General features: G+C 50.4%; 20 protein-coding genes and 1 other RNA gene. 6 read left to right on the plus strand and 15 right to left on the minus strand.

Features of this window, described 5'->3' with window-relative positions; translation table 11 throughout:
• Window positions 1-52: 52 nt before the first annotated feature.
• Window positions 53-382 (minus strand): DMT family protein, encoded by a 330-nt coding sequence (locus tag P2W70_RS25950; RefSeq protein WP_276484468.1) that lies wholly within the window; start codon window positions 380-382, stop codon window positions 53-55.
• Between the two features lie 72 nt (window positions 383-454).
• Here P2W70_RS25950 and P2W70_RS25955 point away from each other — a divergent pair, with 72 nt between their 5' ends.
• Window positions 455-988 (plus strand): ferritin, encoded by a 534-nt coding sequence (locus tag P2W70_RS25955; protein WP_276484469.1) that lies wholly within the window; start codon window positions 455-457, stop codon window positions 986-988.
• A 72-nt stretch (window positions 989-1,060) separates the two neighbouring features.
• Here the strand turns inward: P2W70_RS25955 and P2W70_RS25960 are convergent, their stop codons facing one another.
• The 4 genes from P2W70_RS25960 to smc all read right to left on the minus strand — a co-directional run bounded on the left by P2W70_RS25960 (window position 1,061) and on the right by smc (window position 8,833).
• On the minus strand, window positions 1,061-1,729 hold the full coding sequence (locus P2W70_RS25960) for a hypothetical protein (RefSeq protein ID WP_276484470.1): 669 nt from the start codon (window positions 1,727-1,729) through the stop codon (window positions 1,061-1,063).
• Between the two features lie 19 nt (window positions 1,730-1,748).
• Window positions 1,749-3,965 (minus strand): hypothetical protein, encoded by a 2,217-nt coding sequence (locus P2W70_RS25965; RefSeq protein WP_276484471.1) that lies wholly within the window; start codon window positions 3,963-3,965, stop codon window positions 1,749-1,751.
• Between the two features lie 39 nt (window positions 3,966-4,004).
• Window positions 4,005-5,126, minus strand: a complete 1,122-nt coding sequence (locus P2W70_RS25970; RefSeq protein WP_276484472.1) for a hypothetical protein — start codon at window positions 5,124-5,126, stop codon at window positions 4,005-4,007.
• A 185-nt stretch (window positions 5,127-5,311) separates the two neighbouring features.
• Window positions 5,312-8,833 carry a chromosome segregation protein SMC gene (gene smc / locus P2W70_RS25975; RefSeq protein WP_276484473.1) on the minus strand — a complete coding sequence of 1,174 codons (3,522 nt, stop codon included), beginning with the start codon at window positions 8,831-8,833 and terminating at the stop codon, window positions 5,312-5,314.
• A 309-nt stretch (window positions 8,834-9,142) separates the two neighbouring features.
• Between smc and P2W70_RS25980 the strand changes: the two genes are divergently transcribed.
• Window positions 9,143-9,901 carry a hypothetical protein gene (locus tag P2W70_RS25980; RefSeq protein WP_276484474.1) on the plus strand — a complete coding sequence of 253 codons (759 nt, stop codon included), beginning with the start codon at window positions 9,143-9,145 and terminating at the stop codon, window positions 9,899-9,901.
• Between the two features lie 260 nt (window positions 9,902-10,161).
• Window positions 10,162-10,785, plus strand: a complete 624-nt coding sequence (locus P2W70_RS25985) for an NUDIX hydrolase (protein WP_276484475.1) — start codon at window positions 10,162-10,164, stop codon at window positions 10,783-10,785.
• Window positions 10,786-10,900: 115 nt separating this feature from the next.
• Here P2W70_RS25985 and P2W70_RS25990 read toward each other — a convergent pair whose 3' ends face one another.
• Complete coding sequence (locus tag P2W70_RS25990) at window positions 10,901-11,776, minus strand: methylated-DNA--[protein]-cysteine S-methyltransferase (protein ID WP_276484476.1); 876 nt, start codon at window positions 11,774-11,776, stop codon at window positions 10,901-10,903.
• Window positions 11,777-11,913: 137 nt separating this feature from the next.
• Here P2W70_RS25990 and P2W70_RS25995 point away from each other — a divergent pair, with 137 nt between their 5' ends.
• On the plus strand, window positions 11,914-12,336 hold the full coding sequence (locus P2W70_RS25995; protein ID WP_276484477.1) for a hypothetical protein: 423 nt from the start codon (window positions 11,914-11,916) through the stop codon (window positions 12,334-12,336).
• Window positions 12,337-12,719: 383 nt separating this feature from the next.
• Here the strand turns inward: P2W70_RS25995 and fsa are convergent, their stop codons facing one another.
• The 3 genes from fsa to P2W70_RS26010 all read right to left on the minus strand — a co-directional run bounded on the left by fsa (window position 12,720) and on the right by P2W70_RS26010 (window position 15,114).
• Window positions 12,720-13,373: a fructose-6-phosphate aldolase gene (fsa, locus tag P2W70_RS26000; protein ID WP_276484478.1), complete on the minus strand. Its 654-nt coding sequence runs from the start codon at window positions 13,371-13,373 to the stop codon at window positions 12,720-12,722.
• Between the two features lie 125 nt (window positions 13,374-13,498).
• Window positions 13,499-13,597: signal recognition particle sRNA small type (gene ffs, locus P2W70_RS26005), an RNA gene on the minus strand.
• A 230-nt stretch (window positions 13,598-13,827) separates the two neighbouring features.
• Entirely contained in the window at window positions 13,828-15,114 is a 1,287-nt protein-coding gene (locus P2W70_RS26010) for a type IX secretion system plug protein (RefSeq protein ID WP_276484479.1), read from the minus strand.
• A 149-nt stretch (window positions 15,115-15,263) separates the two neighbouring features.
• Between P2W70_RS26010 and P2W70_RS26015 the strand changes: the two genes are divergently transcribed.
• A complete protein-coding gene (locus P2W70_RS26015) occupies window positions 15,264-16,493 on the plus strand; it encodes an ABC transporter permease (RefSeq protein WP_276484480.1) in 1,230 nt (409 codons plus the stop codon).
• 11 nt (window positions 16,494-16,504) lie between these two features.
• Here the strand turns inward: P2W70_RS26015 and P2W70_RS26020 are convergent, their stop codons facing one another.
• Window positions 16,505-17,239 (minus strand): TrmH family RNA methyltransferase, encoded by a 735-nt coding sequence (locus P2W70_RS26020; protein ID WP_276484481.1) that lies wholly within the window; start codon window positions 17,237-17,239, stop codon window positions 16,505-16,507.
• Between the two features lie 110 nt (window positions 17,240-17,349).
• Here P2W70_RS26020 and P2W70_RS26025 point away from each other — a divergent pair, with 110 nt between their 5' ends.
• Window positions 17,350-19,695, plus strand: coding sequence for a BamA/TamA family outer membrane protein (locus tag P2W70_RS26025; protein WP_276484482.1), 2,346 nt, complete (start codon window positions 17,350-17,352; stop codon window positions 19,693-19,695).
• A 1-nt stretch (window position 19,696) separates the two neighbouring features.
• On the opposite strand, the gene truB is transcribed toward P2W70_RS26025, so the two are convergent.
• The 5 genes from truB to P2W70_RS26050 all read right to left on the minus strand — a co-directional run bounded on the left by truB (window position 19,697) and on the right by P2W70_RS26050 (window position 24,941).
• Window positions 19,697-20,395, minus strand: coding sequence for a tRNA pseudouridine(55) synthase TruB (gene truB / locus P2W70_RS26030; RefSeq protein WP_276484483.1), 699 nt, complete (start codon window positions 20,393-20,395; stop codon window positions 19,697-19,699).
• A gap of 97 nt (window positions 20,396-20,492) precedes the next feature.
• A complete protein-coding gene (locus tag P2W70_RS26035; protein WP_276484484.1) occupies window positions 20,493-21,842 on the minus strand; it encodes a DUF58 domain-containing protein in 1,350 nt (449 codons plus the stop codon).
• A gap of 32 nt (window positions 21,843-21,874) precedes the next feature.
• On the minus strand, window positions 21,875-22,852 hold the full coding sequence (locus P2W70_RS26040) for an AAA family ATPase (protein WP_276484485.1): 978 nt from the start codon (window positions 22,850-22,852) through the stop codon (window positions 21,875-21,877).
• A 26-nt stretch (window positions 22,853-22,878) separates the two neighbouring features.
• Window positions 22,879-24,099, minus strand: a complete 1,221-nt coding sequence (locus tag P2W70_RS26045) for a DUF4350 domain-containing protein (protein ID WP_276484486.1) — start codon at window positions 24,097-24,099, stop codon at window positions 22,879-22,881.
• Between the two features lie 20 nt (window positions 24,100-24,119).
• Window positions 24,120-24,941, minus strand: coding sequence for a DUF4129 domain-containing protein (locus P2W70_RS26050; RefSeq protein ID WP_276484487.1), 822 nt, complete (start codon window positions 24,939-24,941; stop codon window positions 24,120-24,122).
• Between the last annotated feature and the right edge of the window lie 4 nt (window positions 24,942-24,945).

A 24,945-nucleotide genomic window follows, 5' to 3' on the forward strand; every position in this document is an offset into this window, starting at 1 on the left:
GGCGCGCTTGATAGCACCTACTTGGGGCTCCGCTTGTGCAGGCGTGTAGCCTTTACTTCTTGAACATGAAGTACACGGCGCCCAGCAGGAAGCCAAAGCTCACCAGGTACTTCCAGTGAAAAGGCTCCTTGAGGTACAGCACGGCAAACACGGAAAACACGATGAGGGTGATCACTTCCTGGGTCATCTTGAGTTGAAACCCATTGAATCCGTTGGCATACCCCAGCCGGTTGGCAGGTACCATCAGGCAATATTCAAAAAAGGCGATGCCCCAGCTCACCAGAATGGCTTTCCACAGCGGAACATTTTCCTGCTTGAGGTGGCCGTACCAGGCAAACGTCATGAATATGTTAGAAAGTAATAGTAAAATAATGGTGCGCATAGCTTGTTATTTTTCAAGTGTATCTAACTGTCGAAATTAGAATTTCGTATCTTGACCACAAAACTCTAACATATGATATCCAGCAAAATTGACGAAGCCCTCAACCGGCAGATCGACCTGGAAGGTTTTTCTTCCATGTACTACCTGGCGATGGGCTCCTGGGCAGAAGTTAAAGGATACAACGGTGTAGCGAAGTTTCTCTATCATCATTCCGATGAAGAGCGCCTGCACATGCTGAAGCTGTTCCATTACATCAATGACCGTGGCGGCCATGCGATCGTTCCCCCGTTTGCAGCACCGCAAAAGGACTTCAAGAATATCCAGGAGATCTTCGAGATCGTATTGTCGCATGAAGTAAAAGTATCCAACGAGATCAACGCCCTGGTAGAACTGTGTATACAGGAGAAAGACTATACCACGCATAACTTCCTCCAGTGGTACGTAACCGAGCAGATCGAAGAAGAAAGCCTGGCGCGTCAGGTACTCGACAAGCTGAAACTGATCGGTGAAGACAAGGGCGGCATGTACCTGTTTGACCGCGACCTGGGTGTATTGAACCCACACGGCGGCAGCGGTGGTGGCAGTAAAGGGGGCCACGGGCATTAATTGCTATCAGCATTACTATAGTAAAAGGGCCTCACGATTGTCGTGGGGCCCTTTTTAGTATCGCAATCGCTGTTACCGCAGTTTGGCAGTCAGCCTTTCGATGCCCGATTCTTTTACATCGACGGAGTCAAACACCCGTAAAGCCTTTCCCTGGATCGTATCTTTTCCTACAAAATAATACTTGCCCAGATTGATATTGTACAAAGCGATGACCCCGTTGGATTGGGTATTGATATTGTAAGCAGCATATTTTACGGAATCGGCTACGGCTGCCACCTTGCTTCGGTAAATCCTGATGGGCAGGTTGGGCAACAGACCACCCAGGGTATCGGTAAACTGTACGTACATTCCATTCAGGTAAGCAGGCGCAATGTCGAGCGTCGTACGCACCACTTTATTGTCGTTGAACTCGCCACTTTCGATCCTTTTGGCACCTATGTATTCTATATTGTCCTTCAGGTAACGAGTAAATACGATGTATGGCTTTTTTTCGCAGACAAAGTTGAAGGAGAAGTACCCCGACTTGTCGGTTTTAGTGGCAAAAACGTAGGAGCTGGTATCATTGCCCGTATTTAAATAGATGGTTTGATCGGCCAGTGGCGTTTTCAACACTTCCGAAGAGGATCCTGTCAGGTAAGCGTAACCGGTGAGGGTAGCCTCACTTCCAAATGAGTCGTATTTGTCACATGCTGCCAGGAGCAGACATATGGCCATAATAATATAGACTGGTATTGATTTCATAACGGAGGTTTTGGATTGGTTAAAAGTTCAGGAATTTACCGAGTTCTGCAAATAAAGTAAGGTCGGTAGACAGCCCCATGAAAAAGGCAGCGCGGTATGGCTTTTTATCCTGGAAAACCTTACCATCTTTATAAGACTTGTAGTGGTATTTATTAAACATACCACCCACATTGAAACAGAAACCCGGCCACAGATCGAACCCCACACCCGTATAGATATTGTCCATCGGTTTTTTGACATCAAAGGCTACTGTAATGCTGGTTCTGGAAAGCAGTAACGGTTTCCCATCCCGATCTTTTCCGGTAATGAACTGCGGGCTACGAATATCTGTTTTGCGGAGGTATACTTTAAGTCCTACCACAAACTTCACGGTAGCTTCCTGGTCGATGGAGAAATTGCCGGCCGAGTCCCGGTTGACCGAGGCAAGCCGTTGTGGTACCCAGGCGATGCCCGCCATGGGGAATAAGCGGTATAACTTGTTGATGCGATAGCTGAACGTATCTGTAGGTACTTTGTCCAGCTTGAGGGAATCGCCCCCCTGTGCATTCAATACGACGGTATTGAGGTAGTAAGTAGCCTTTCGTGGTCCTTTTACCTTCTTGACGGGGTTGGTAACTTCTGAATGATAAGCCTTCGATTTGTCGGTTTGTTCCTCCAATTGAAGGGGTGGGTTGGATTGCCCCATCAGATAGTCGATGGCCTTGTTGTATATCCGTATATCCTGCAATCTGTTGGTCAATTCGTCAATAACCGAATCCGATGCTGCCAGCAACTGATCAACCCTTACAGCAGCACCACTGCCTGTGCCTGTCTGTGATGCCTTCAATGCCTTTATCTGAGGGATAAGTATATCCGATAACAGTGATTGATCATTTTCAATTTCTTTGAAAGTCAGGTTCAGGGAAGCTTTTTGGTTCGGCTGAAGGTTATGCGCCAGGATGATCACAGGATCAGTTTCCAGGTACTCGTCAGTTAACCGGTCATTTATGATTTCATAATTGGTTGCCGCATCATGATGCCGCATCCAATAGTAATTATTATCTGTGCCATCAACAAACAAAACACCGTTGTTAAGTGCAAAAGTGGTCGTACAAAATACCTCTTTATTGGTATTGCTCACTTTTTCCTGTTGCACGTACGCTGCAACCGTCTGCTCGATGGACTGCAGCTGTTTTTTATAAGACTCGATTACATCCAGTAAGGAATCTAATTGTTTGTCTTTTAGCCTATCCAGGTTGCTCTTTAAAAAGGATTCCCTGGTCTGTAGTTTGATCCGCAGCGACCCCAGCGCGCTCGTATCAGGGCGCTTTGCAAGACCTTCGCCAAATCCGAATGGATTGGTAGCCGGCATCACCGTAGTCTGATACCATAGCCATTTCAACACCCAGTCTTTGTTGGAAGTTGCGACAACTTTCGGCACATACAAAGCCAGCATCTGATCAATCTCTTTATTCAACTCAGCCCCTCTACTGATGATCGTTTCCAATAATACTTTGTATTTGATCAATAATTTATCATCGTGTAGGCCGGCCTTTCGCTCCTTCAAAAGATCCGCAATGATCTTTTTGCAGGAATCAGCAAACAGCTCTACCCGCGGCACCAACGATTTGATCTCCTGCTGAAACTTCGGCAATACACTGGCATCGATCAATTGTGCATAGAGACCATTGGTTTTGGTAAACCATTCAAATACCAGTTTCCGGTAGGCATCTGTTTTCCTGATTTCAAATCCAATCCGCGATTCCGACCCTTTAGGTGTCACCAACAACGCATTGCCGGTCTGATTGGGCCCAAACGCATCGTTTATTATGCTGGCAGTATTCTTTAGTACAACTTTGTAATACTTTTGTTGCGCAGCGCTGAAAGACGGGATATAGTTGAATGAAGCCCCCGACAGAGGATTAGCGATTGCCTGTTTAATTTCATTGACGACGAGATTGATGTCCCCATTGCTAATACCAAATAAAGTGGATAGTACTTTCATCTTGTCGGCATCTTTCCTCATTTCAGCAATGAGCGATTCGGCTCTTTTCAACTGGTTGACGTAAGCATTCTTGTATTTGTCGAAAGATTCCTCGGGGTCGTTTAGGTTCAATTGAATGTTATCAGTACGTCCCAATCGTTCCGGCAATACGGGACCTATTTTTCCAGCCTTGTCAACTTGTATAGTCCAGGTCTTCTGTCCCCAGCTTACCGCCCAACAAAAGAGCACCGGAATAAAAAAAACACATTTCATATTTTAATTTTTAGCGTGTAAGAATGAGGCCGCATGGCTTTAAAAAATCAATTCAATAGCCTGCCGCCCGCCTGCACCGTTTACAATCTGTGCGGATTCGTGAAGCCGGGGAAATCCATCCTTCTCCCAGTTGGGATGGATGGGTTGACTTCCTCCCATAATAGAAATGTCGCTTAGCAGAACAGAAGGTTCCGGGGGATAATGAAGTCGTTCGCTATGTCGTTTTACCTCCAATGTTCCGCAGCAGTTGTATAGCTCTTCGATATTGCCTATACTGGCCGTATCGATGAAAGTTGCTGACTCATGTTCCTCAAAAAAACATTGATACCGGAATTTGTTGCCGCTTCTCCCTACCATCCGGATGGTAGCGGTCAGATGATCACCCGATTGTACGGTTACCAGCGTGGAAGATTTGAGTGGCAGGTTAACGGATCCTTCCGCCAGGCAACAGCCAATGGTCCATTCACGGTCACCACCCATTTGAGACCTCCCCCATTGCAGGATGGGCTGTAGTATCCGTTCCTTATCCTGAAGTCCGATAAAGATCATGATATTTTGTACGCCTACCTTAGAAGGAGGATCGGGCACCACCATGGAACAATTAAAGGAGGTAACAGCAGGTTCATCATCGAGATTATAATGCATGACTGCCCGCCAGTTGCTGTTCTCAATGGAGACAGGCGGCCGATTACCGACAGCCAGTTCCGCTGTTTCGAAGGCGCTTACCCGCGAACCGTTTTTGCGGCCCCTCGGCGCAGCCTTTTTAGCTACTCTTTTCCTGGCAGCATTCAGCCCTGCCGGCAGCTTAGTAGCAGAGACTTTCTTGACAGCTGCTTTCTTCACAGCCTGCTTCTTTGTTGCAGGCTGCCTTATCACCTTTTTCTTCTTCAACACCTTCTTCCCCGAGGGTCTTGATGCGACCTTTTTGACAACCTTTCTCTTTTTGACTGCCTTTTTAATTTTTCCTTGTTCAGTATCTTTCTTTGCAGCCACCTTTCGGCCCCTTTTCGCACGCACCTTCTTCGCCGCTTTCTTTTTTAAGCGCTTCTTATCACTAACGACCGCTTCTTTCTCCGAGGCCTTTTTATCCTTCTTTGCCACCGGCTTTCTGTCGCGACGTGCTGGCTGTGTCACCTTTTTAGACGTGGTTGATCTTTCCATGGTCAATAAGATTGAATGATTACAATACCCCGCATTCAGCTTCCATAAAAGTAGTTCTGCACACCAGCCCGGGCAAAGGTGTTTATACGGTATTTCGCCGGGTCTATTCCCGCCTGGAGTAACTACAATAAAAAATCCCGCTCGAGGCGGGATTTTTCTTTTTCCTATTGACCTAATGAAATGTCTTAGTTGAGACTTCTAAAGTCTACCGGCACCAGTTTACTCACCCCTGGCTCCTGCATCGTCACCCCGTAGATCACGTCTACCGAACTCATCGTTTGCTTGTTGTGCGTGACGATGATGAACTGGCTCTCTTCCGAGAACTTACGGATCATATTGGTGAACTTACCTACGTTGGCATCATCCAGCGGCGCGTCCACCTCATCGAGGATACAGAACGGCGCGGGTTTGATTAGGTAGATCGCGAACAGCAGGGCCGTGGCGGTCAGCGTCTTCTCACCACCACTCAGCTGCGTGATCGAAGAAGGACGTTTACCCTTGGGCTTCGCAATGATATCGATGCTGGTTTCCGCGAGGTTCTCGGGATTCTCCAGGATCATATCTGCCGTATCGTCTTCCGTGAAGAGCGCCTTGAATACGCGCTGGAAATTCTCCCGCACCCGGTTGAAGGTTTCGAGGAATTGCTGGTTGGCAGTGGCCTCTACTTCCTGAATGGTTTGCAACAGGCTGTCTTTCGCTGTAACCAGGTCATTCTTTTGCTCGAGGATGAACTCATAACGCTTCTTCATTTCCGTGAAGGCTTCTATCGCCGTGGGGTTCACCTCTCCGAGGTTTTCCAGGCGTTTCTTCATCCGGTCACATTTCTCCTGGAGCTCTTCGGTGGCCACATCCCCTATGCGGGGCTGGTCGATGATATCATCGAGGTTGATGCGGAATTCCACATTCAGCCTTTCCTTCATACCGGCCAGTTGCAGCTTCAGCTCATTGAGCTTATCCTTGATTTCGGTGAGTAGGTGCTCAAGTATTTCACGCTCTTTGTTCTTCGCGCGCAATTCACTTTCTTTTTCACCCAGTGAATTACGTTGGTTGTAATAAGCCTGATCGGTTTCGTTGAGGATCTTCTCCGACTCTTCCTTCTTGCGCATCAGGTCTACCAACCCGTTTTCGGCAGTGCCCAGGGCCTCTTCGCTTTCGAGGATGTTCTCGGCCGTTTGTTTCAACTGAGAAGCATTGGTCTCGATCTGACCACGAAGGCCCGTCAGCTGGTTGCGTTTGAACTCCAGCTCGGTGGTCAGGGCATTGATCTTACTGTGCTGACGGGTTACCTGCAGGTTAAACTCGTTGTAGGTAGCCAGCGCACTATGGTATTGGCTTTCGGCCGATTTGTAATCACTTTCTGCTGCCTGCAGTTTCTCCCGTACTTCGTTGAGCTGGGCGACCAGGACCTGCCACTCTTCGCGCGTACCGGAGATCGAAGAATTCACATTCTCCAATTGGATCTGCAGTTCTTCCAACCTGTTTTGAGAAGTACTCTTCATGCCATGCAGGTTCTCGATCTTGTTCTGCAGGGAGAATACCAGGTTGGTGAGGTGATTGATATCGTTTTGTGCCTGCTTGATGGCAGTATCTTTCAACTGCTCATTGTAGGACATCACTTCGTTTTGCTTGTCCTGGATCGCTTCTTTCAATCCTTTCACCGATGTTTCGAGGGTCTGGATCTGCTCGGCCAGTTTTTCGAGATTCTTGGCACGACCGATCTTTTTACCTTCAAACATCCCTACGCTACCACCGGTGAGGGAGTACTTACCCTTCACATATTTACCGGTCTTTTCCAGTACGATGGCGCCGTTGCTATTGGTGAGGGCGTCTTCGTTTTCGGCGATGAAGACGGAAGACAACAAGTGCTCGGCCAGCTGGCGGTATTTGGCGTCTACCTCGATCACGTCCATGGCGGCAATGGTACCGGCAGGCTGGTGGGCCGCGGCTTCTGTACTGCCATTCAGCTTATCGAGCAGGAAGAAATTCGCTTTACCCTTCTTGTTGGCATCGAGCAGGTGTACGGCTTGCAGACCTTCCTGCAGGTCGTTCACCACATAATAGTTCAGGTAGGGTTCCAGCACGTTTTCTACCGCAGCACGAAACTCTTCCTTTACATAAATGATATCCGATAAGATGGGCGCTGTATGATTCCAGTTGGGATTCTTGTGCAGGAACTTGATGCTTTCGGGGTAACCTTCCATCGAGTCGATGAGGCTCTTGAGCAGGTCATGTTCGTTTTTACGGGCATCGAGCTTACGGCTTTCCTCGGCCAGTTCCTGGCGGAGCTTTTCCATCTGCCCCTGTGCCTGCAGGATCTGCTCTTTGGTACGCTCCTGGTGCTCTTGCAGGTTTTGCAGATCACGTTGGCGGCCTTCCAGTTCTTCTTCTTTGGTTACACGTTCTTCTTCCAGTTGTTTCAACTGGCTGTTACGTGCTTCCTGCTCTTCTTCGAGGCGGGTAATACCCTGCTCGAGGTTGCGGATCGAGTTGTCGGCGATTGCCACTTTCTTTTCCGCGTCGAACTGGTTGCGCTGCATGCTGAGGTTTTCCGAACGGAGGCTGTCGACCGTCACGCGCTTTTCGTCGAACACCTTGCGTTTTTCTTCGCTGGCATCCTTCAGGTCTTCCAGTTGGTTTTGCAGGCTTTCGAGTTTGCCTTCTTCTTCACCGACCTGCAGGGTGGTGAATTCGATGCTTTCTTCGATGCCTTTCAGCTGACCTTCGCTTTTATTGAGGAACTCCTGCAAGCTGTTCTCGCGTTCCTTCAGGAAGTTGAGGCGCTGCGAAGCCAGGTTCTTATCATTCTCTTTGGTCCGTAATTTCTGTACGAGGTCGTTGAACTCGTGCTGCATGCTTTGCAACGCGCGTTCCTTTTCGATGAAGCCCACCTTCTCCTGCTCGATCACCGCTTCTTCATTGGCGATCTCGGCTTCGAGGCGGATCTTTTTGTCCGTTTCCGTTTCGGATTGCTGGTTGAGGTCGCGCCAGGTGAGGTTGAAGCCCTCCAGCGATGCCTTGGCCAGCTCGATGCTCAGTTCACGGTATTCCTTCTTGATCTCGTAATACTTCTCCGCCTTCTTGGCCTGGTTTTCGAGGCTCTTGAGCTGGTTGTTGATCTCAAACAAAAGGTCTTCGATACGGGCAAGATCCTGCTCGGTGGCATCGAGTTTTTGTTTGGCTTCTTTTTTACGCGTTTTATAGATCGTAATACCGGCAGCCTGTTCCAGCATGCGGCGGCGGCTGTTTTCTTTGTCTTTGATGATTTCATCCACCATACCCAGCTCGATGATGGCGTAGCTGTCGGTAGAGACACCGGTATCCATGAAGAGGTTCTGGATATCTTTCAGGCGGCACTGTACGTCGTTGAGGCGGTATTCGCTCTCACCGCTCTTGTAGAACTTACGGGTTACGGTCACCGTGTTGAACTCCGTGGGCAAGAGGTTGCGGGTATTCTCGAAGGTAAGGCTTACCTCCGCCAGACCACTGGCCGAGCGGGTCTTCGATCCGTTAAACACCAGGCTTTCCAGGTTCTCGCTACGCAGGTGACTGATCTTTTGCTCGCCAATTACCCAACGGATACTATCGATGATATTACTTTTACCGCAGCCATTGGGCCCGATAACGCCAGTAATACCCTCATCGAAGTTGAGTACGGTCTTGTCGGCAAAACTTTTGAAACCTTTAATTTCTAAACTCTTTAATCGCACAGTGTTCTTATTTTTTTAAGGACAGCAAATATAGAAGAATAGGGGTACAAAATACATAGGGGTATAGTTACCCACAGGATTACGCACATGGAATTATACACAAACACTGCACCATGTGGATATCCTCGACCCAATGTGGATAAAATAGCAGGCAATGGTGAATAAGTCATAGCGGCCATACTCCCGCAACCCGGTCATATTTCACTGGTCGTGAAGGGTTTGAAAGCAGGCCCGACGCGTGTATGGCTTTTACGGCTGTTGAAAAGCCAGGTAAATGCAGTAATTTTTACCAACCAAACCGTAGCTGTCATGTCTTTTGTCATTTTCGCCGTTTTTGCGGTGTCGGTGGTCCTGCTGTTCAGGTTGTTTCGGCTTCCGCGCAACGGGCAGGCGGTGTACAAACCTTTGTACGAACTACACCTGCAGCACCAGTCCGTACATTACCGGCTCGTGGGGGTAGGGTTGCTCGCGGGCGCCGTAGCGGGATTGGGCAGTTACCTGCTATTGCCGGCCATCTGCGACCTGCGGCTGTCATACATCCCTCAAAAAGAATATACTTTTCGGCCGGCAGCCGGCGCCTTCCGTACCGCCGCTATTTTTCTCGGACTGTACATCGGTACCCTGGTAGCCCTGTACTGGGGCAAACGACGGCTGAAAGACAAATGGGCCGAGTACCTCGTGTACCAAAGCCTTCGATACAAAGGACTCTCCCCTGCCCCGCTCAAGGTATCGGTGATCGTACTGGGACTGCTCGCAGGCGCCGCGAGCCTGGCCGCCACCGATCATTTCATCGCGTTTACCACCGATAGTATAGTGGTGAAGTCCACTTTCTCGCCACGTGTGCACCGCTATACGTACGATCAGCTCGAGGAGATCAGGCAGGTAGAAACGTTTACCAGCTTTACCGGCACGGTGGTGTACGATCCGCATGCAGTGCTGCTCTTTACGGACGAGCGCAACTGGAATTTCCGCAGCGAGGGATTATCGCCGCGGCCCGAGGAAAAGGAGTTCATCCCCTGGTTGTTGCGGCGAACGGGTAAAAAGTTGGTACAACTGGAAGCTGAATAAAAAACAGGTAGGGTTCCTTGGTTGCTATGGCGAACAGGTAAAAAGCAGTTGCTAGTAAATGCTGTCTTCCTTAGTTGCAACAGGAACCGGCAAAAAGCTGGTACAGCTCGAATCTGAATGATTAAAATGTAACGTATGTTATTCAAGCAAGTTCATCTCGACGGTATCCGGCAAGGCAGTCAGCAACAAAATCATACGCACCTGAAAACATAGCAGCCCCTTCTTCGTTGTAGTACTATCTTCGAATCAAATCATTGACCGTGTCCGATCCTATCCTGACCATCGCCAAACGCATCAAGTCACTCGCCGATACCGGTTTGCTCTATACCGCCAACGACTACGATCGTGAACGCTATACCGAACTGTTGGAGATCAGCCACGCATTGACCAGCCTGCTGATCGGTAAGCCCATTGAAACGATCAAAAACTTCTACGTCCCCAACAAAGACTACCCCACCCCAAAAGTCGATGTGCGGGGACTGCTGCTGAATGAACAGGGAGAAATTTTGCTGGCCCGTGAAATGGCCGACGGCAAATGGACTTTGCCCGGTGGCTGGGCAGATATCGGGTATTCACCGGCACAGGTGATCGAGAAAGAATTCAAAGAAGAAACCGGACTGTCAGTTACCGCCACGCGCCTCCTGGCCGTCTTCGACAAGCGTTGTCACCCCCATCCGCCACAAGCTTTTTACGTATATAAGTTTGCCCTGCTGTGCACATTGACCGGACCGTTGCAACTACAAAAAGGTTTCGACATACTCGATGTTGCCTTCTTCCCCCTCGATCAATTGCCGGAACTGTCCACCGACCGTATTCTTGCCTCGCAGATCGAACTGCTATACAAAAAAGCAGTCAACGGGGATGTTGCTGCTTATTTTGATTGACGGTTTCATGGCTATATAGCACGCAACAGACCGGTCCGTCTGCCTTTTTCTGAGCTGCGTATAGAAACATTTTTTGTATGCCGGCGACTGATGTCCTGAAGCCGCAAAAAATAGGCTAACTCGCCGTCTTCGATAGCTCCCAACCCAGCATGGCCTTTTTCCGTTCGGTGCCCCAATGGTATTCGCCAATGATGAGGTTTTTGCGGATGATCCGGTGACAGGGAATGAGGTAGGCGATGGGATTGGCCCCTACTGCCGATCCCACGGCTTGCAACGCTTTGGGTTGATCGATGTGCTGCGCGAGTGATTGATAGGTACTGACGGCCCCATAAGGTACTTCGAGCAAGGCATTCCAAACCTTAACCTGAAAATTGGTGCCTTTCACAAGTACGCTGAGTTTTTCCTGGGCGCCGGGTTTGCGGTGAAAGATAGCACTGGCCATCATTTCTGTATTGCGGCTGTTTTCCCGGATAGACGCTTTCTCCCAGGCTTTCTCCATTTCTTCAATGGCCACACTGCGGTTGTCTTCCTGCAGGAATGACAGGTGACAAATGCCACGCCCCGTTACCCCGATGATGCATTCACCAAAAGGCGTGTTGTGAAAGCCATAGTCGATCTGGATACCGCTGCCCTTCTCTTTGTATTCCTGCGGCGTCACTGCTTCGAGGTTTACAAACAGGTCGTACACCCTGGACTGGCTCGAGAGCCCCGCCGCATCGGCTGCATCCAGCAGGTTATCGAAACCGGTGATCTTGTGCTTCAGGTAATCGGTGGTCAGGAACTGCAGAAACCGCTTGGGACTGATACCCGCCCATTCGGTAAACATGCGCTGAAAATGAAAAGCACTCATATTGACCTGTGCAGCTACTTCTTCCAGGCTGGGCTGATCACGGAAGTGCTCGTAGAGATAATCGATGGCCCGGGCTATTTGTTGGTATTGATAGGCATTGGCTGCCACAGGTTCATAGTTTATTATTTTCTCTGATAGCATAAGGAATTGTTGTTAATGTAGGCAATTTCGCGCCAAATACCGGGCAGCTCAACCTGTTTCTTGCTATATTTAACACGCTGCCGGTACAACTGTTGGGCAGTAAAATCGATCTTTACCCATTGTACAAACCTTTACGCTTGAAGTCGTTCGTTTATATCATTTTACCCTTGTTATTACTGGCCGGCCGCCCCGCTGCGGCCCAGCAGGTAGACAGTATCTATTTTCACCTGTACACCGACAGCCTGAAAAAAGGGGTGCACAATTACATCAATGTCGATGGCAAGCTATCCAACGGCCGTTGGATGCCTATGACCCACAAAGACATCCAATTTACCGCCACAGCGGGCCGCTGGGACGGCAACAGTCTGATCCTCGACTCTGCCTTCAAAGGAGAAAAAGTAGACGTAAAAGCCGTGCTAAAGGCCGATCCGAAGATCTGGCGGGAAGTCACGATCTACCTGAAGACCGTGGACACCGCCGAGCGACTGCCAACGGTTGACGAGATCCTCAAAGGCGGTCAGGGACCTGCCCGTCAACCCAGGCGCGGGCGCCGGGGATAACCATCGGCAAACACGTCAAGTCGATCAGCCAGTCGTCCTTTCAGCACTTCGTTGACAATCAATCACCTACATTTTACTGCTGGTTCTTTTAGCCCATATTAGGGCGCATCACAGGCACGACGGGTGCGTTTCCGCATGTCTCCGTATGCTAAGATGTCTCCTACATCTCTCAATCATATCTTACTCATATCCCGTAGATGTTCCGTATCTATATAGAGACGAGATATCTACGGGATATATACGAGACATCTACGGGATATCTACGGAACATCTATAAAATTGGGGACAAGTCGGAGCGGCTGTCCCGACCTGTTGCAGGCAGGTCCGGAAAGCAAAAACGCCCCCTGACGGAGGCGTTTTCAGCATTTTATGGAACGCGGGAATTACGACATTTTCTTGGCGTCTTCCAGGAACTTCGCCAGACCGATATCGGTCAGGGGGTGTTTCAACAGGCCCAGGATTGGTTCCAGCGGGCTGGTCACCACGTCTGCACCGGCTTCAGCACATTTTACGATGTGGAGCGGGCTGCGGATAGAAGCTGCGAGGATTTCTGTCTTATAACCTTGTGTGTTGTAGATGTGTGAGATCTGCTCGATCAGTTCGATACCATCCCAGTTGCTGTCATCGATACGACCGATGAAGGGCGACAGGTAGGTAGCGCCTGCTTTAGCAGCCAGGATCGCCTGACCAGCAGAGAATACCAGGGTACAATTGGTTTTGATACCATTGTCGGTGAAATACTTGATCGCTTTGATACCGTCCTTGATCATCGGTACTTTCACGATGATGTTGGGGTGGATCGCGGCCAGTTTCTTGCCTTCTTCTACGATCGCTTTGAATTCAGTAGAGATCACTTCGGCGCTGATATCGCCATCTACCATTTCACAAATAGTGAGGTAGTGTTTCATGATCGCTTCTTCACCCTTGATGCCTTCTTTGGCCATCAGGGAAGGATTGGTCGTTACTCCATCGAGGATACCCAACTCATGAGCTTCTTTGATCTGCGCCAGGTTGGCTGTATCAATGAAAAATTTCATAATTCTAAAGTTTTGAAATGTTGTATGTAGTATAAGCGGATGGCCTTTGAGCGGGAGCGATCTTTTCAGGAGTGTAAGATTGTGTGCAGGTTGCCATTGGCCAATCTCTTAGGAATAAGAAAAAAAAAAGGCAGATTACTTACATCGCACCGCTCAACCACCTACCCTTGCTGCCTTCCGGCCCTGGGGGGATTCAGCAGGAGCTGGTCGTGTAAGACCTGCCGGGTGCAAATATACACCAAAACCGTGAATTACTTTCAACCAACTTAAATTATTGAACATAATTTCTTGTCTTTCTTATCACTATCGATGTAGATTTTATTTTCCGGGTCTCCTTCCACCTGCCCCAAACCCTTTACGGACGGCTGGTGTAGCGCATCGACACAGCCGACAAAACCATCTGCGTAATTGTGGACGGTGTGATGATTTGAGAAGAAAAGACCAACCCCCTCCGTTAAAATCCGGGTCGATCGGTGCGCGAGTTGAGTGTAGTAATGCCTACCAGCTCATCGGCACGACCACCCAGCGGACGATAGTACACGAGTATGGTGTAGAGGTTTTCTGTTTCCCAGTAATTGCCTTCGGTAAAGTTGAAGGAGGTTTTGCGTTTGGGATCTCCGCGATCGATGGTCGCGTAACAATAATCATAATACCCCGTCTTGAGCATGATCATTCTTTCGTATACCCCTTTCTCGGCATTGAACACCATTTTGGCGGAGTCGTTGAGGTTGTAGTCGGTGAGTTCGCCCACGATGAACAGGTCCTTGTCAGGAAAGGGGGCATTGTTGGCCGGTACATAGCTAAAGTGTACAAACGCATAATCGGCCTGCCAGAAAGGATTCACACTTTCGGTGGTCTCGATGGTGAACATCCCGTTGTTGTCGCGGAAGAAATTGAAGCGTTGTACACTGCGGTCGGCATCCGGCTTCACGAATACATCCGGCGTAGCATTGGCATTGCGGTAATTGACCTTGTCGATGCGGTCGCTCTGAAAACGGATGCTGCGCATATCGAGCCAGCGCCACTCTTTGCCGGCTGGGAATACGGCATCGTTCTCCGTATTGTACTCCAGCACATTCCTCCCGAAGAAGGAAGGCTTGATATTCGTTACGGCATTATCCCAGCGGTAGTTTTGCATGATGACCACATTGATCTGCTGAAACTGGTTCACCACATTCAGTTTTTCATTGAGGGCTACCTTAAACTGTATCTTCTGGTGTGTTTTAAAGATCTGTCCGTTGAAGGGCTGCTGCACCTGCGCCGTGATGGCCGATTGCTCATCCACCACCATCATGCGTTTGGTAAAGATCGTTTTCGACGTATCGTTGTTGGCAAATACTTTCAGGATATAGTTGCCGGAGCGCGAAGGCATACAATTGCGGTCGGGCAGTTGCGCGGAATAATGCGTGTAGCGGGTAAGGGATACCGAAGCAATCCGGTAGTTGGTAATGCGCTGGTTGGGAAAACCGCGGATGTAATCGAAGGTGCTGAGTATCGCGGGCGTCCAGTCGGCATTGCAGAGCTGGAACGTATACGAATAATTCTTAGCGCCGGCATCGAGGTCGTCGAAATGGAGCTCCAGGGCACCCGCAGCGCCTATCGGCATGATGGGCGGGCTCAGCTGGTTGCCGGTCCGGTACAGCATCACTGTTTGTATGCGGGGAGAATAGACTGCATCCGGTATCTGAGCCTGTGTGGCGGCCACATTGAGTAACAGTATCGTAAGCAACAGGTATCTCATCCGGCGTAATTTTAATAGATTCTTATTGACAAGCTGTTCGTTTTGTGTACTTTTTGCTGTGCTGAAGGTATACAAATCCTCCTAAAGACAGCTTTTTGAACGGGTATGGTTGCTTTCAGCTATTTTTACCCCCGAAAAAATGATGCCGATTGAATATCGCCTCTTTCATAGCCCGCCGCATTGCCTTTAACCAACAACGGTCTTTTTCCCGTTTTGTTATCCGTCTGTCGATCGGTGCTACGGTCATCAGCGTAACCGTGATGATCCTGACCCTCGCTTTTGCCAGTGGTTTTCAGAAAACCATTGCCCAAAAGGTGTTCAGTTTTTGGGGGCATGTCCGCATCCAAAGTTATGACGCCTCTTCCGTGTCGATCGCAGAGGAGTATCCTATACACAAAAATGATTCCGTTCTGCGGTTGAAGGCCTACGATCCGGCCATTAAATCGGTACAGCCTTTTGCCACCAAGAACGCCATTCTCAAAACACCGGCTACCATCGAAGCCGTACTGCTCAAGGGCGTAGAAAAAGGATACGACTTCAGCAACCTGCAAAACTTCCTGGTAGAAGGACGCTGGGTACAGTTTGCCGATAGCGGGTACAGTAATGAGATCAACCTCTCGTCCTATACCGCTGGTCAGCTCAACCTGAAAGTGAACGACCAGGTGCTGATCTATTTCATTCCCCGCGGGGCCCCTCCCCGCCCCCGCAAACTGAAAGTTGCGGGTATTTTCAAAACGGGTATCGAAGATTACGACAAACATATTGCCCTCGGCGATCTCAAGCTGATACAGCGTATGAATGATTGGGACAGTACTGAGGTGGGCGGCTATGAAATCTTCCTGCACGATTTCAACCAGGCGGATGCCGTCAGCGACAATATCGTTACCCAGTTACCCATCGGCGTCAAGAGCACGACCATTAAGAATATTTACCCCAATATCTTCGACTGGCTGGCGCTGCAAAACAAGACCATCTACATCGTACTGATCATCATGATCGTGATCGCTACACTCAACCTCATCACCTGCCTGCTCATCCTGGTACTGGAGCGCACCCGTATGATCGGTGTGCTGAAAGCCCTGGGTGCCCGCAACAGCACGGTGCAACAGATCTTCCTCTACCATGGCTCCTACATCACCTTCATGGGCCTGCTGGCCGGTAATGTGATCGGCCTGCTGATCTGCTGGCTGCAGCAAAAATATGGTTTCATTCCGCTACCGGAAGATGCTTACTGGATGTCGAAGGCCGTAGCCGATGTAGTGTGGTGGCAGATCCTGCTGGTAGACGTATGCACTTTCCTGATCTGTTTCCTCGTATTACTGATCCCTACGGTGATCGTGCGCAATGTAAGACCCGTCAAGGCGATCCGCTTCAGCTAACGGGCCGGTTGCTACCGGGCGATGTGCGAAAGGATGATGCCTGTCGCCACGGCGGCATTGAGTGATTCTGCCTGCCCGATGCGCGGTATCGTAATCCTGTTCTTACAGAGCTGGATCAACTCGTCCCGAAGGCCTTTTGACTCATTACCGATCAGCAACAATCCTTCTTTTACCGGTTGCATGGTGTATAGATCGGTGCCGTGTAAAGTGGCCGCGTAGGCCGGAATATCCGACTGTTGCTGCATGAAAGCAGCCAGGTCTTCGTACAATACCTGTACCCGGGTGATGCTGCCCATGGTCGACTGAACTACTTTGGCACTGAACACATCGGCACTTTCGCGGCTGCACACCACGGTCTGCACGCCAAACCAATCGGCGCAGCGGAGGATGGTACCCAGGTTGCCGGGGTCCTGGATGGTATCGAGTACGAGGGTCAGCCGGCTGTGGTAACTGGTGATTTTGGGAAATACAGGCTTACGAAAGATGCCCAGCACCTGGTTGGGTGTCTGCAATAAAGAGATACGTTCCAGCTCCTGCTCACTCACCTCTATCACTGTACCGGCCTGCGTTTGGGGCGATTGGCCGGTCCATTGGGCGGTGGCGTACAACTGCACCAGGCCGAGGTTGGACGTGCTTAAGAGTTCGTTAATAATCTTAGGCCCTTCGGCAATAAACACCCCTTCCTCATCTCTTGATTTTTTCTGGCTTAAACTTTGAATATATTTGACCTGCGATTTAACCAACATTGCACCTCGTTTAAAGTTATATGACGTCTGGCCGGCAAGTTACTTTTTTTACATTTTATAAGTGGTCTTTCTGTGGTCTGCTCTGTCTGTTGCTGGCTACCGCCTGTTCCGTGACGGACAAGGTACGCAACTACAATTCGGCCAAGCCATTCCCCTATCGCACTACGGTAACCCTGGCGGGCAAAACGCCCGACTACGACCGCACGGACCTGCAGACCCGGTTGCAGGAACAGGTAGACGATAGCCTGAAAACCCGGCTGATCACGTCCTGGATCTTATTTCGCACCTTGAAAAATCCGCCGGTATTCGACTCGCTCAACATCGGGCGCTCGCGCATTTTCCTGGCCAATCTGCTGCACTCGATGGGGTATTTCAACCCCGTGATCAAGGATACTTTTTATGTGGATACGGTTCCCAATGACAAGTTTGGTGAACAAAAACGGGTATTCACCAATTTCATGGTGATACCCGGCAAAGTGATGCACCTGGATTCCGTCGACTATTCCCTGATCTCTCCCCAGCTGCAGGCCATGGCCCTCAAGACCAAAAAAGAATCGCTGTTGAAGAAAGGAGGTGCCTACTCAGACCAATCGGTGAATGCCGAACTGGACCGTTTGCTGGGGCTTTTCCGCGACAGTGGATATTATAAGTTCTCGAAAGAAAGCCTCTATGCCGAACGGGATACGGTGGTAGCCGCGTTGATCGATCCTACCCTCGACCCGTTTGAGCAATTGCAATTACTGGACTCCCTGAAACGGAAAAGAGAGAACCCGACGATCAATGTCACCATCCGCCAGCGGCCTGTTAAAGACAGTACACACCTGCTGCAATATCATTTCGGCGACATCAAAGTATATACGGATCTGTCGCTGCTGGAAGATTCGGTGGAGTTACGTTTCGACAGTACAAAGATCCAGGATTACACTTTCTTTACCCGATCGAACCGGTTCAAACTACCTTTCATCGCCAGCAATATCCGCCTCAAGCCCGGCTCGCTGTATTCACAGCGCCGCTACTACCGGGTCATCAACACCTTCAATCAACTGGGCGCCTGGCAAAACGTCGATTTCAACCTGCGCGAACGATACGATACCGTACCCCTGCTCGATGGGGTGCTGCGGCTCTACCCGGCTATGAAACATAGCCTGAACGTAGATTTTGAAACGAGCCGCAACGTGAGCGACTTCCTGTCGCAGGGAACCTTTTTCGGCCTCGGTCTCAACTTCCGTCTGCTGAACCGCAATGCTTACCGGGAAGCGATCCAAACGAGTACCAATGCCCGCTTTGGTATCGAGATCGGTACGCAACTGGTGCAAACCGTGCAGGCGAGTTTATCGCACAATATCTATTTCCCGAGGGTCATTCTGCCCCAGTTTTTGCTGGACTGGTTTCCACGCAAAACGGATGGCAACGAACGTACCATTGCCCGCCGTACCGTGTTTAGCATGACGGGCGCTTATACCGATCGCCGCGATTTCTTCCGGGCACCTTCTTTCAACAGCGCCTGGAGCTATGAATGGTCACGCCGCCGCACACGGGCCTCCGACCCGGACAATGTAACCAACCGGTGGACCAAGAGTTATGTACTGACACCCGCCAACTTCGAGTTTACCAATTTGCGTAAAACCGATAGCCTGATCAAGCTGGAGCAGCAGATACCTGCTTACCGTTTCGCTTTCAACGACGGGATGATCATCAGTACTATCTTCAGCGCTACTGCCGGTCGTCAATACGATGGCGACAAGAAGCTGATCCTGATACGTGGCCGGGTGGAAGAAAGTGGCGGTTTGTTTGGGCTTATCAAAAAGCTGGAGTTGGGCGACCTGCGCCGCTTCGTCAAGTTCGACGGTGAGATCAAGCATTATATCAACCGTAAGCGTTCTTCCTGGGCTTTCCGTGCCTTTGGCGGCTTTGCCCTCATTTATGGTAAAACCGATACCTCGGCCATCCCTGGCGTAAGCCAGGTCGTCAAAGAGAACAATCTCCCCTTCTTCAAAGCCTTCTTTGCCGGCGGCCCCTACAGTATGCGCGCCTGGCAGGTACGCCGGTTGGGTCCAGGCTCCTCTACCATTTATGATGATTACGACAGCACGCGTATTGATCGCTTTGGTAATATGCAGCTGGAGTTCAACGCCGAATACCGCTTCAACCTCACTACCATTGCCGGCATCAAGATCAACAGTGCCCTATTTGTCGATATCGGCAATATCTGGAGTAAGGAGTACCGCAACAATGAACCGGTACCCGAAGCATCCTTCAAGCTGAGTCGCCTGTACAAAGACCTGGCCGTAGGTGCTGGTACCAGCTTACGGCTCGACTTCGAGTTCTTCATGATCCGCCTCGACTGGGCGTATAAGATCAAAGATCCCCACAATGCCAAGATCAAAGGTGGCTGGATACAGCAATTCAACATCACCGATGGTCAGCTACAACTGGGTATTGGTTATCCTTTCTAATTTACTGAAGAGGAGTTAATGCTTCTTTGATCATGGCCTGCGCTGCTTCCACACTCATCGACTGATCGATGGTAAATTCCCCGATCCTGGTACGACAAAGTTTGCTGAGGTAACCACCACAGCCGAGAGCTGCGCCTACATCATTGGCCAGGCTGCGGATATAGGTACCGGTGGTGCACACGACCCTGAAATCTACTTCGGGTAAGGCAAAGCGGGTGATCTCAAATTCTTTGATGGTGATCTTGCGGGCATCGAGCTCTACATGCTCGCCACGGCGCGCCAGTTCGTATACGCGTTTGCCATCTTTCTTGATAGCGGAGTGTATGGGAGGCACCTGCATGATCTCGCCAGTGAACATTTTTACTACGCCTTCGAGCTGTACAGGGGTAACGGTTGTATAGTCTTTGAAGTCCTGTGGTTCGCTTTCAAGATCGTATGTCGGCGTAATGGCGCCCAGGGTAATGGTGCCGGTGTATTCTTTCTCCTGGGCCATGTATTCGTTGATGCGCTTGGTGAATTTACCGGTGCAGAGTATGAGTAACCCGGTCGCCAGCGGATCGAGGGTGCCCGCATGGCCTACTTTCTTGATCTTCATTTGTGCCCGGAGCTTGCGCACGACATCGAAGGAGGTCCACTCCAGCGGTTTGTCGATGAGCAATACCTGTCCTTCACTGAATTTATTATTGATTCCCTGGTCCATGCCGCGAAGATAAAGGAAAAGGGGCGGACGGTGCTGCCCGTTGGGGAGGAGGACTGGCGGGCATGATCACCAGGTACCATTAAAGATGACGGTCCGATCAGATCGCCTGGCGTGCCTTGAGCTCCAGGTATTTATTGACCGTATTGATGGTGAGGTCTTCGGGTGCCGTCAGGATGGAGATGATGCCGTGCTGCTGCAGTTCTTTTACAATTTGCTTCTTTTCATGCATGAACTTTTCGGCGATCGTCTTTACATAGATCGATTCTACATCATTGGCATCGGTGGCCGTGAGCTGCCGCAATTCGGTATTCTCGAAAAATACGACCAGCACCAGGTGATTGCGGGCAATGCTGCGGATATATGGTAGTTGACGCTGCAGACCATCCATCGACTCGAAGTTGGTAAACAACACGATGAGGCTGCGTTGGTTGATGCGTCCGCGGATGAGCGCATATAATTTCTCGAAGTCTGTTTCGAGGTATTTGGTCTGCTGGTTGTAGAGCGTTTCCAATACATTACCCATCTGTGCGGCCTTGCGGTCGGCAGGCAGGAACTGACCGATCTGGTCGGCAAAAGTGATCAGTCCGGCCTTATCCTGTTTGATCAGGGCCACGCGCGTAAGGATCAGGGTAGCGTTGATGGCATAATCGAGCAAGGACATGCCTTCGAAGGGCATCTTCATCACGCGCCCCTTATCGATCACACAATAGATCTGCTGGCTGCGCTCGTCCATAAAATTATTGACCATGATCTGGCCTCCTTTACGGGCTGTCGCCTTCCAGTTGATGCTGCGGATATCATCACCGGTCACGTATTCTTTGATCTGCTCGAACTCCAGGCTATGGCCAATCTTCCGGATCTTACGGCTGCCGGCTTCCGACAGGTTGTTGGACCAGGCCTTGATCTCGAACTGACGCAGCGCAAAGAAAGAAGGATATACTTTGATGAGTTGCTCCTGGGGCGTCAATATACGACGCACCACGAGGCCCAGGGGGCTTTTTACAAATACATTGATGTCATGAAAGATATATTCACCCCGCTCCACCGGACGCAGTTTGTAGACCAGTCGCTCCCCGGCATTGCCTGCGAGGGAGGTCTTCAATAAAAAGTCCCTGCGCTGAAACTGTACCGGTATTTCATCGATGATCCGGAGCCATACCCTGAAATGATAGTGGCTTTGGATCTCCAGTTCTACCTTGTTCTCGTCACCATTGCTGAACCGCTCCGCCAGGTGGCGTACGGCCGTAATACTTTTCCGGTTGAAAAAGAGAATAGCATAGTCGATCAGCACCATAACGGCGAGAAACAGCAGCAACAGCTGACCGATCCTGTACAGGAAGGTAGAGGTATAGGATAACATGAAAACACCGATCACGACCACCAGTGCCCAATAGAAGCGGCGGCCGAAAAACAGCGGTTGCAGGTATTTGTTGAAGATCGCTTTCAAGGTTGTGTGCCCGGTTTATAGAGTAAGTGGGATTAGCGGGGTAGATCGATGCTTTGTATCACCTGGGTGATCACATCATCGGTGGTAGCCCCTTCCATTTCCTTCTCTGGCGTCAATACGATGCGATGACGCAGTACGGAGGGAATGATGTACACGATATCTTCCGGCGTCACAAAATCACGCCCCCGGATGGCAGCCAGCGCTTTGGCACCATTGAGGATACCGATAGAGGCACGGGGTGAAGCACCGAGGTAAATCGATTTATGGTTGCGGGTATTGGCTACCACGGTCGTGATATAGCTGATCAGCTTTTCTTCCACGTGAATGCCACGAACCTGCTTGCGCAAGGCATCGATCTGTCCGGCCGTGATGACTGCCTTCACCTCTTCCAGCATGGTCGACAAGGTCGCATGGTGGTGATTGGACAAGATCCTGAATTCCTGTTCGAGTGTGGGATACGTGACATTGATCTTGAACAGGAAACGATCGAGCTGTGCTTCGGGCAGGTGGTAGGTTCCTTCCTGCTCGATGGGGTTTTGGGTGGCCACCACGATGAAGGGTGCGTCGAGTCCATAGGTGATGCCATCAACGGTTACCTGGCGCTCTTCCATGACCTCAAACAAGGCTGCCTGGGTTTTCGCCGGGGCGCGGTTGATCTCATCGATCAATACGATATTGCTGAAGATGGGTCCTTGTTTGAACTGGAAGGACTGCTCTCGCGGGTTGAAGATCGAGGTACCGATCACATCACTGGGCATGAGGTCGGGGGTAAACTGCAGGCGCGAGAAGCCAACAGAGATGCTTTTGCTCAGCAGTTTAGCCGTTAGTGTTTTTGCCACACCGGGCACGCCCTCGATGATCACATGGCCATCGGCGAGTACAGCCGTCAGCAGCAGTTCTACCATTTGCTCCTGCCCTACTACCACTTTACCAATTTCCCCTTTTAAGGTTTCTACCGCTTCCTGCAGGGCGCTGAGGTCGGTACGGAGTTCAAAAAAAGTTTCTTCCATGTATCAGGCAATTGAAATTTGAATAGTTATGCTTTCTTGTAAAAGGTTTCCAGTTTATGGTTCAGCTCCAGCAGGTTGTCGTCGGTTACCTGTGGTGAGTCCTGCGCATAGCGCAAGGCATACACCAGCGTTTGGACAGCCTGCGGATCGTACCCGCTTTTAAAGGCGAGCCGTTGTACAAAGTCATCATCCAGCGTGGTAGCCCTGATCTGGTAGCGGCTACGCACGTGGCTCATGAAATGTACGATCATTTTATGTACCAGGTCTTTGTTGTCTTTCCGCTGAAAATACATACGTCCGATGGTCTTCACGAAATCGAGCGAGGTATTGCGCAGCGGGGCAATGGCCGGTATCACCCGTTGTTTGCGTTTCGACTCAAACACGTAGATGAAAAGTAACAGGAGCAGCATCAGGCCTAGTGCGGCGGCAAACGCTGGTTGCTTACGCATCCAGGTCAGTGCTTCGCTGGCTCCTTTACCCCCTTCCTGGCCTTTTCCTTCTCCGTCCTGGCTGTTGCGGAAATAGTCGTCCCACCGTACGTCGTCGATCTTTTTGGGCAACCAGGACAAGACCTTGTCATAATATGTTTTGTTGTCTTTGTGCAGCAGGAAAAAGTTGGTGAAGGCCAGCGGAGCCAGGTGCAGGTAAATAGCCCCACCACTTTCGTAAGCGATCTTTACAAAATTGGCTTTCCCATTGGCGTTTTTACCGAGTACCGTGGTAATGGCAGAATCGACATGGGTGAAATAGTTATCGAAGGCTTTGCCCGGATAAGTATAGGTCTTCTCTTCCCAGGATACCGGGTCGTATACCTTTACCCGCAGGGTGTCGTGGTCAAACAGAAAATAGTTGCTCTGCGAGGATTGCAGTTGCAGGGTGTCAAGAAAACGCTGGGCCACCTGTGCCGCCGATATAAAGACGTGACCGCCGCGACCCACGAAACCCATCAGCCCTTCCATCTCTTTTTGATCGGGACGGAAACTGAAGGCCACCGTGATGAAGGCGGCATTGAGGTGCTCTGAATCGTAGGGACTGAACAACCTTTCTTTCTCGGTCGTTTCAGCCGGATCGGTGGTATGGCGGTTGGTAGAGATACTCGCCTGGGGGAATAGCTGGCCCAATTGGTTGTAAGCGTACCAGGTACCATAGGGGATCTTATCGTTGCGCCAGAGGGTCATCCGCTCATCCACGGTCTTCCCTTTCGTACATCCGGTGACGAGCAAGACCAGCCCTACGCTGCAAAGCATGATATATAGACTAAAGCGGATCACAGTTTGGCAGAATTGTGGAATTGTTGAAAATGCTGGTGTACCTGTTTGAATTGCTCTTCGTTGAGGGCAAACTCTCCGTACCACACGTATTCGTACACATGGGTCAGGAACCTGAACTCTTTACCGACACCGTAGGGGGTTACCTGGCTGAGGTACTCGTGATTGGTAGCCTGGGCGTGGTAGCGGATCCATCCCTTGTTCTGTAAGCCGTTGAGGGTTTTCAGGAAGAGAAAACGAACGGCGGCCCGGTAATTGCCTTGCGCCATTGCGGCTTTGATGCGGGCATCGAGGCTGCTGTTGTCGAGCACTTCTTCTTCCTCTTCGGCTTCGACGTGGCGGGCTTTGGAGGCCCGCGTTACAAACAGGTTGTTGACGATCACGATCCGGTAAATGATCCAAAGCAGCACGATAGCGATCAATACATAGATGAAGATACGGATGCCATCGCCCGAGAAAAAGCTATCCGGCTCCTGGGTATAATTGGATTGCCGCTCTTTTTCTTTGATCTCGGGTTTATTCCAGAATTCCGGGTCGTTGGCATAGGCGAAATCCTTGTCGGCTTTCAGCGTATCGACGGTGGAAGCGGGCACGGCACGTAATTCGGGGGCCGCGGGTGGCTCCTGCGCTTCATCGGGTGCTTCGACAACGGGAGCTGCAGAATCGGCCTGCCACTGTTCGTCCGTCGTCACGACCGTGGTATCCACCACAGGTTCATCGTCGACCTGTGCCGAGGTTACAGCCGGCAATACGATCAGGGCCAGGTACAGCAGGCGCTTACCAAGGCGGTGGATCAACGTATTTGAAAAGGGAGCGATCATTACA

It is taken from the genome of Paraflavitalea pollutisoli (assembly GCF_029360705.1).
GTDB lineage: Bacteria > Bacteroidota > Bacteroidia > Chitinophagales > Chitinophagaceae > Paraflavitalea > Paraflavitalea pollutisoli.

Coding starts and splice junctions, on each gene's coding strand:
- P2W70_RS25990 (WP_276484476.1), bottom strand. CDS start 11,776: ATGCTATCAGAGAAAATAATAAACTATGAACCTGTGGCAGCCAATGCC.
- P2W70_RS25960 (WP_276484470.1), bottom strand. CDS start 1,729: ATGAAATCAATACCAGTCTATATTATTATGGCCATATGTCTGCTCCTG.
- P2W70_RS25980 (WP_276484474.1), top strand. CDS start 9,143: ATGTCTTTTGTCATTTTCGCCGTTTTTGCGGTGTCGGTGGTCCTGCTG.
- P2W70_RS26020 (WP_276484481.1), bottom strand. CDS start 17,239: ATGTTGGTTAAATCGCAGGTCAAATATATTCAAAGTTTAAGCCAGAAA.
- truB (WP_276484483.1), bottom strand. CDS start 20,395: ATGGACCAGGGAATCAATAATAAATTCAGTGAAGGACAGGTATTGCTC.
- P2W70_RS25950 (WP_276484468.1), bottom strand. CDS start 382: ATGCGCACCATTATTTTACTATTACTTTCTAACATATTCATGACGTTT.
- fsa (WP_276484478.1), bottom strand. CDS start 13,373: ATGAAATTTTTCATTGATACAGCCAACCTGGCGCAGATCAAAGAAGCT.
- P2W70_RS26010 (WP_276484479.1), bottom strand. CDS start 15,114: ATGAGATACCTGTTGCTTACGATACTGTTACTCAATGTGGCCGCCACA.
- P2W70_RS25970 (WP_276484472.1), bottom strand. CDS start 5,126: ATGGAAAGATCAACCACGTCTAAAAAGGTGACACAGCCAGCACGTCGC.
- P2W70_RS25955 (WP_276484469.1), top strand. CDS start 455: ATGATATCCAGCAAAATTGACGAAGCCCTCAACCGGCAGATCGACCTG.
- P2W70_RS26050 (WP_276484487.1), bottom strand. CDS start 24,941: ATGATCGCTCCCTTTTCAAATACGTTGATCCACCGCCTTGGTAAGCGC.
- P2W70_RS26045 (WP_276484486.1), bottom strand. CDS start 24,099: ATGCTTTGCAGCGTAGGGCTGGTCTTGCTCGTCACCGGATGTACGAAA.
- P2W70_RS26040 (WP_276484485.1), bottom strand. CDS start 22,852: ATGGAAGAAACTTTTTTTGAACTCCGTACCGACCTCAGCGCCCTGCAG.
- P2W70_RS25965 (WP_276484471.1), bottom strand. CDS start 3,965: ATGAAATGTGTTTTTTTTATTCCGGTGCTCTTTTGTTGGGCGGTAAGC.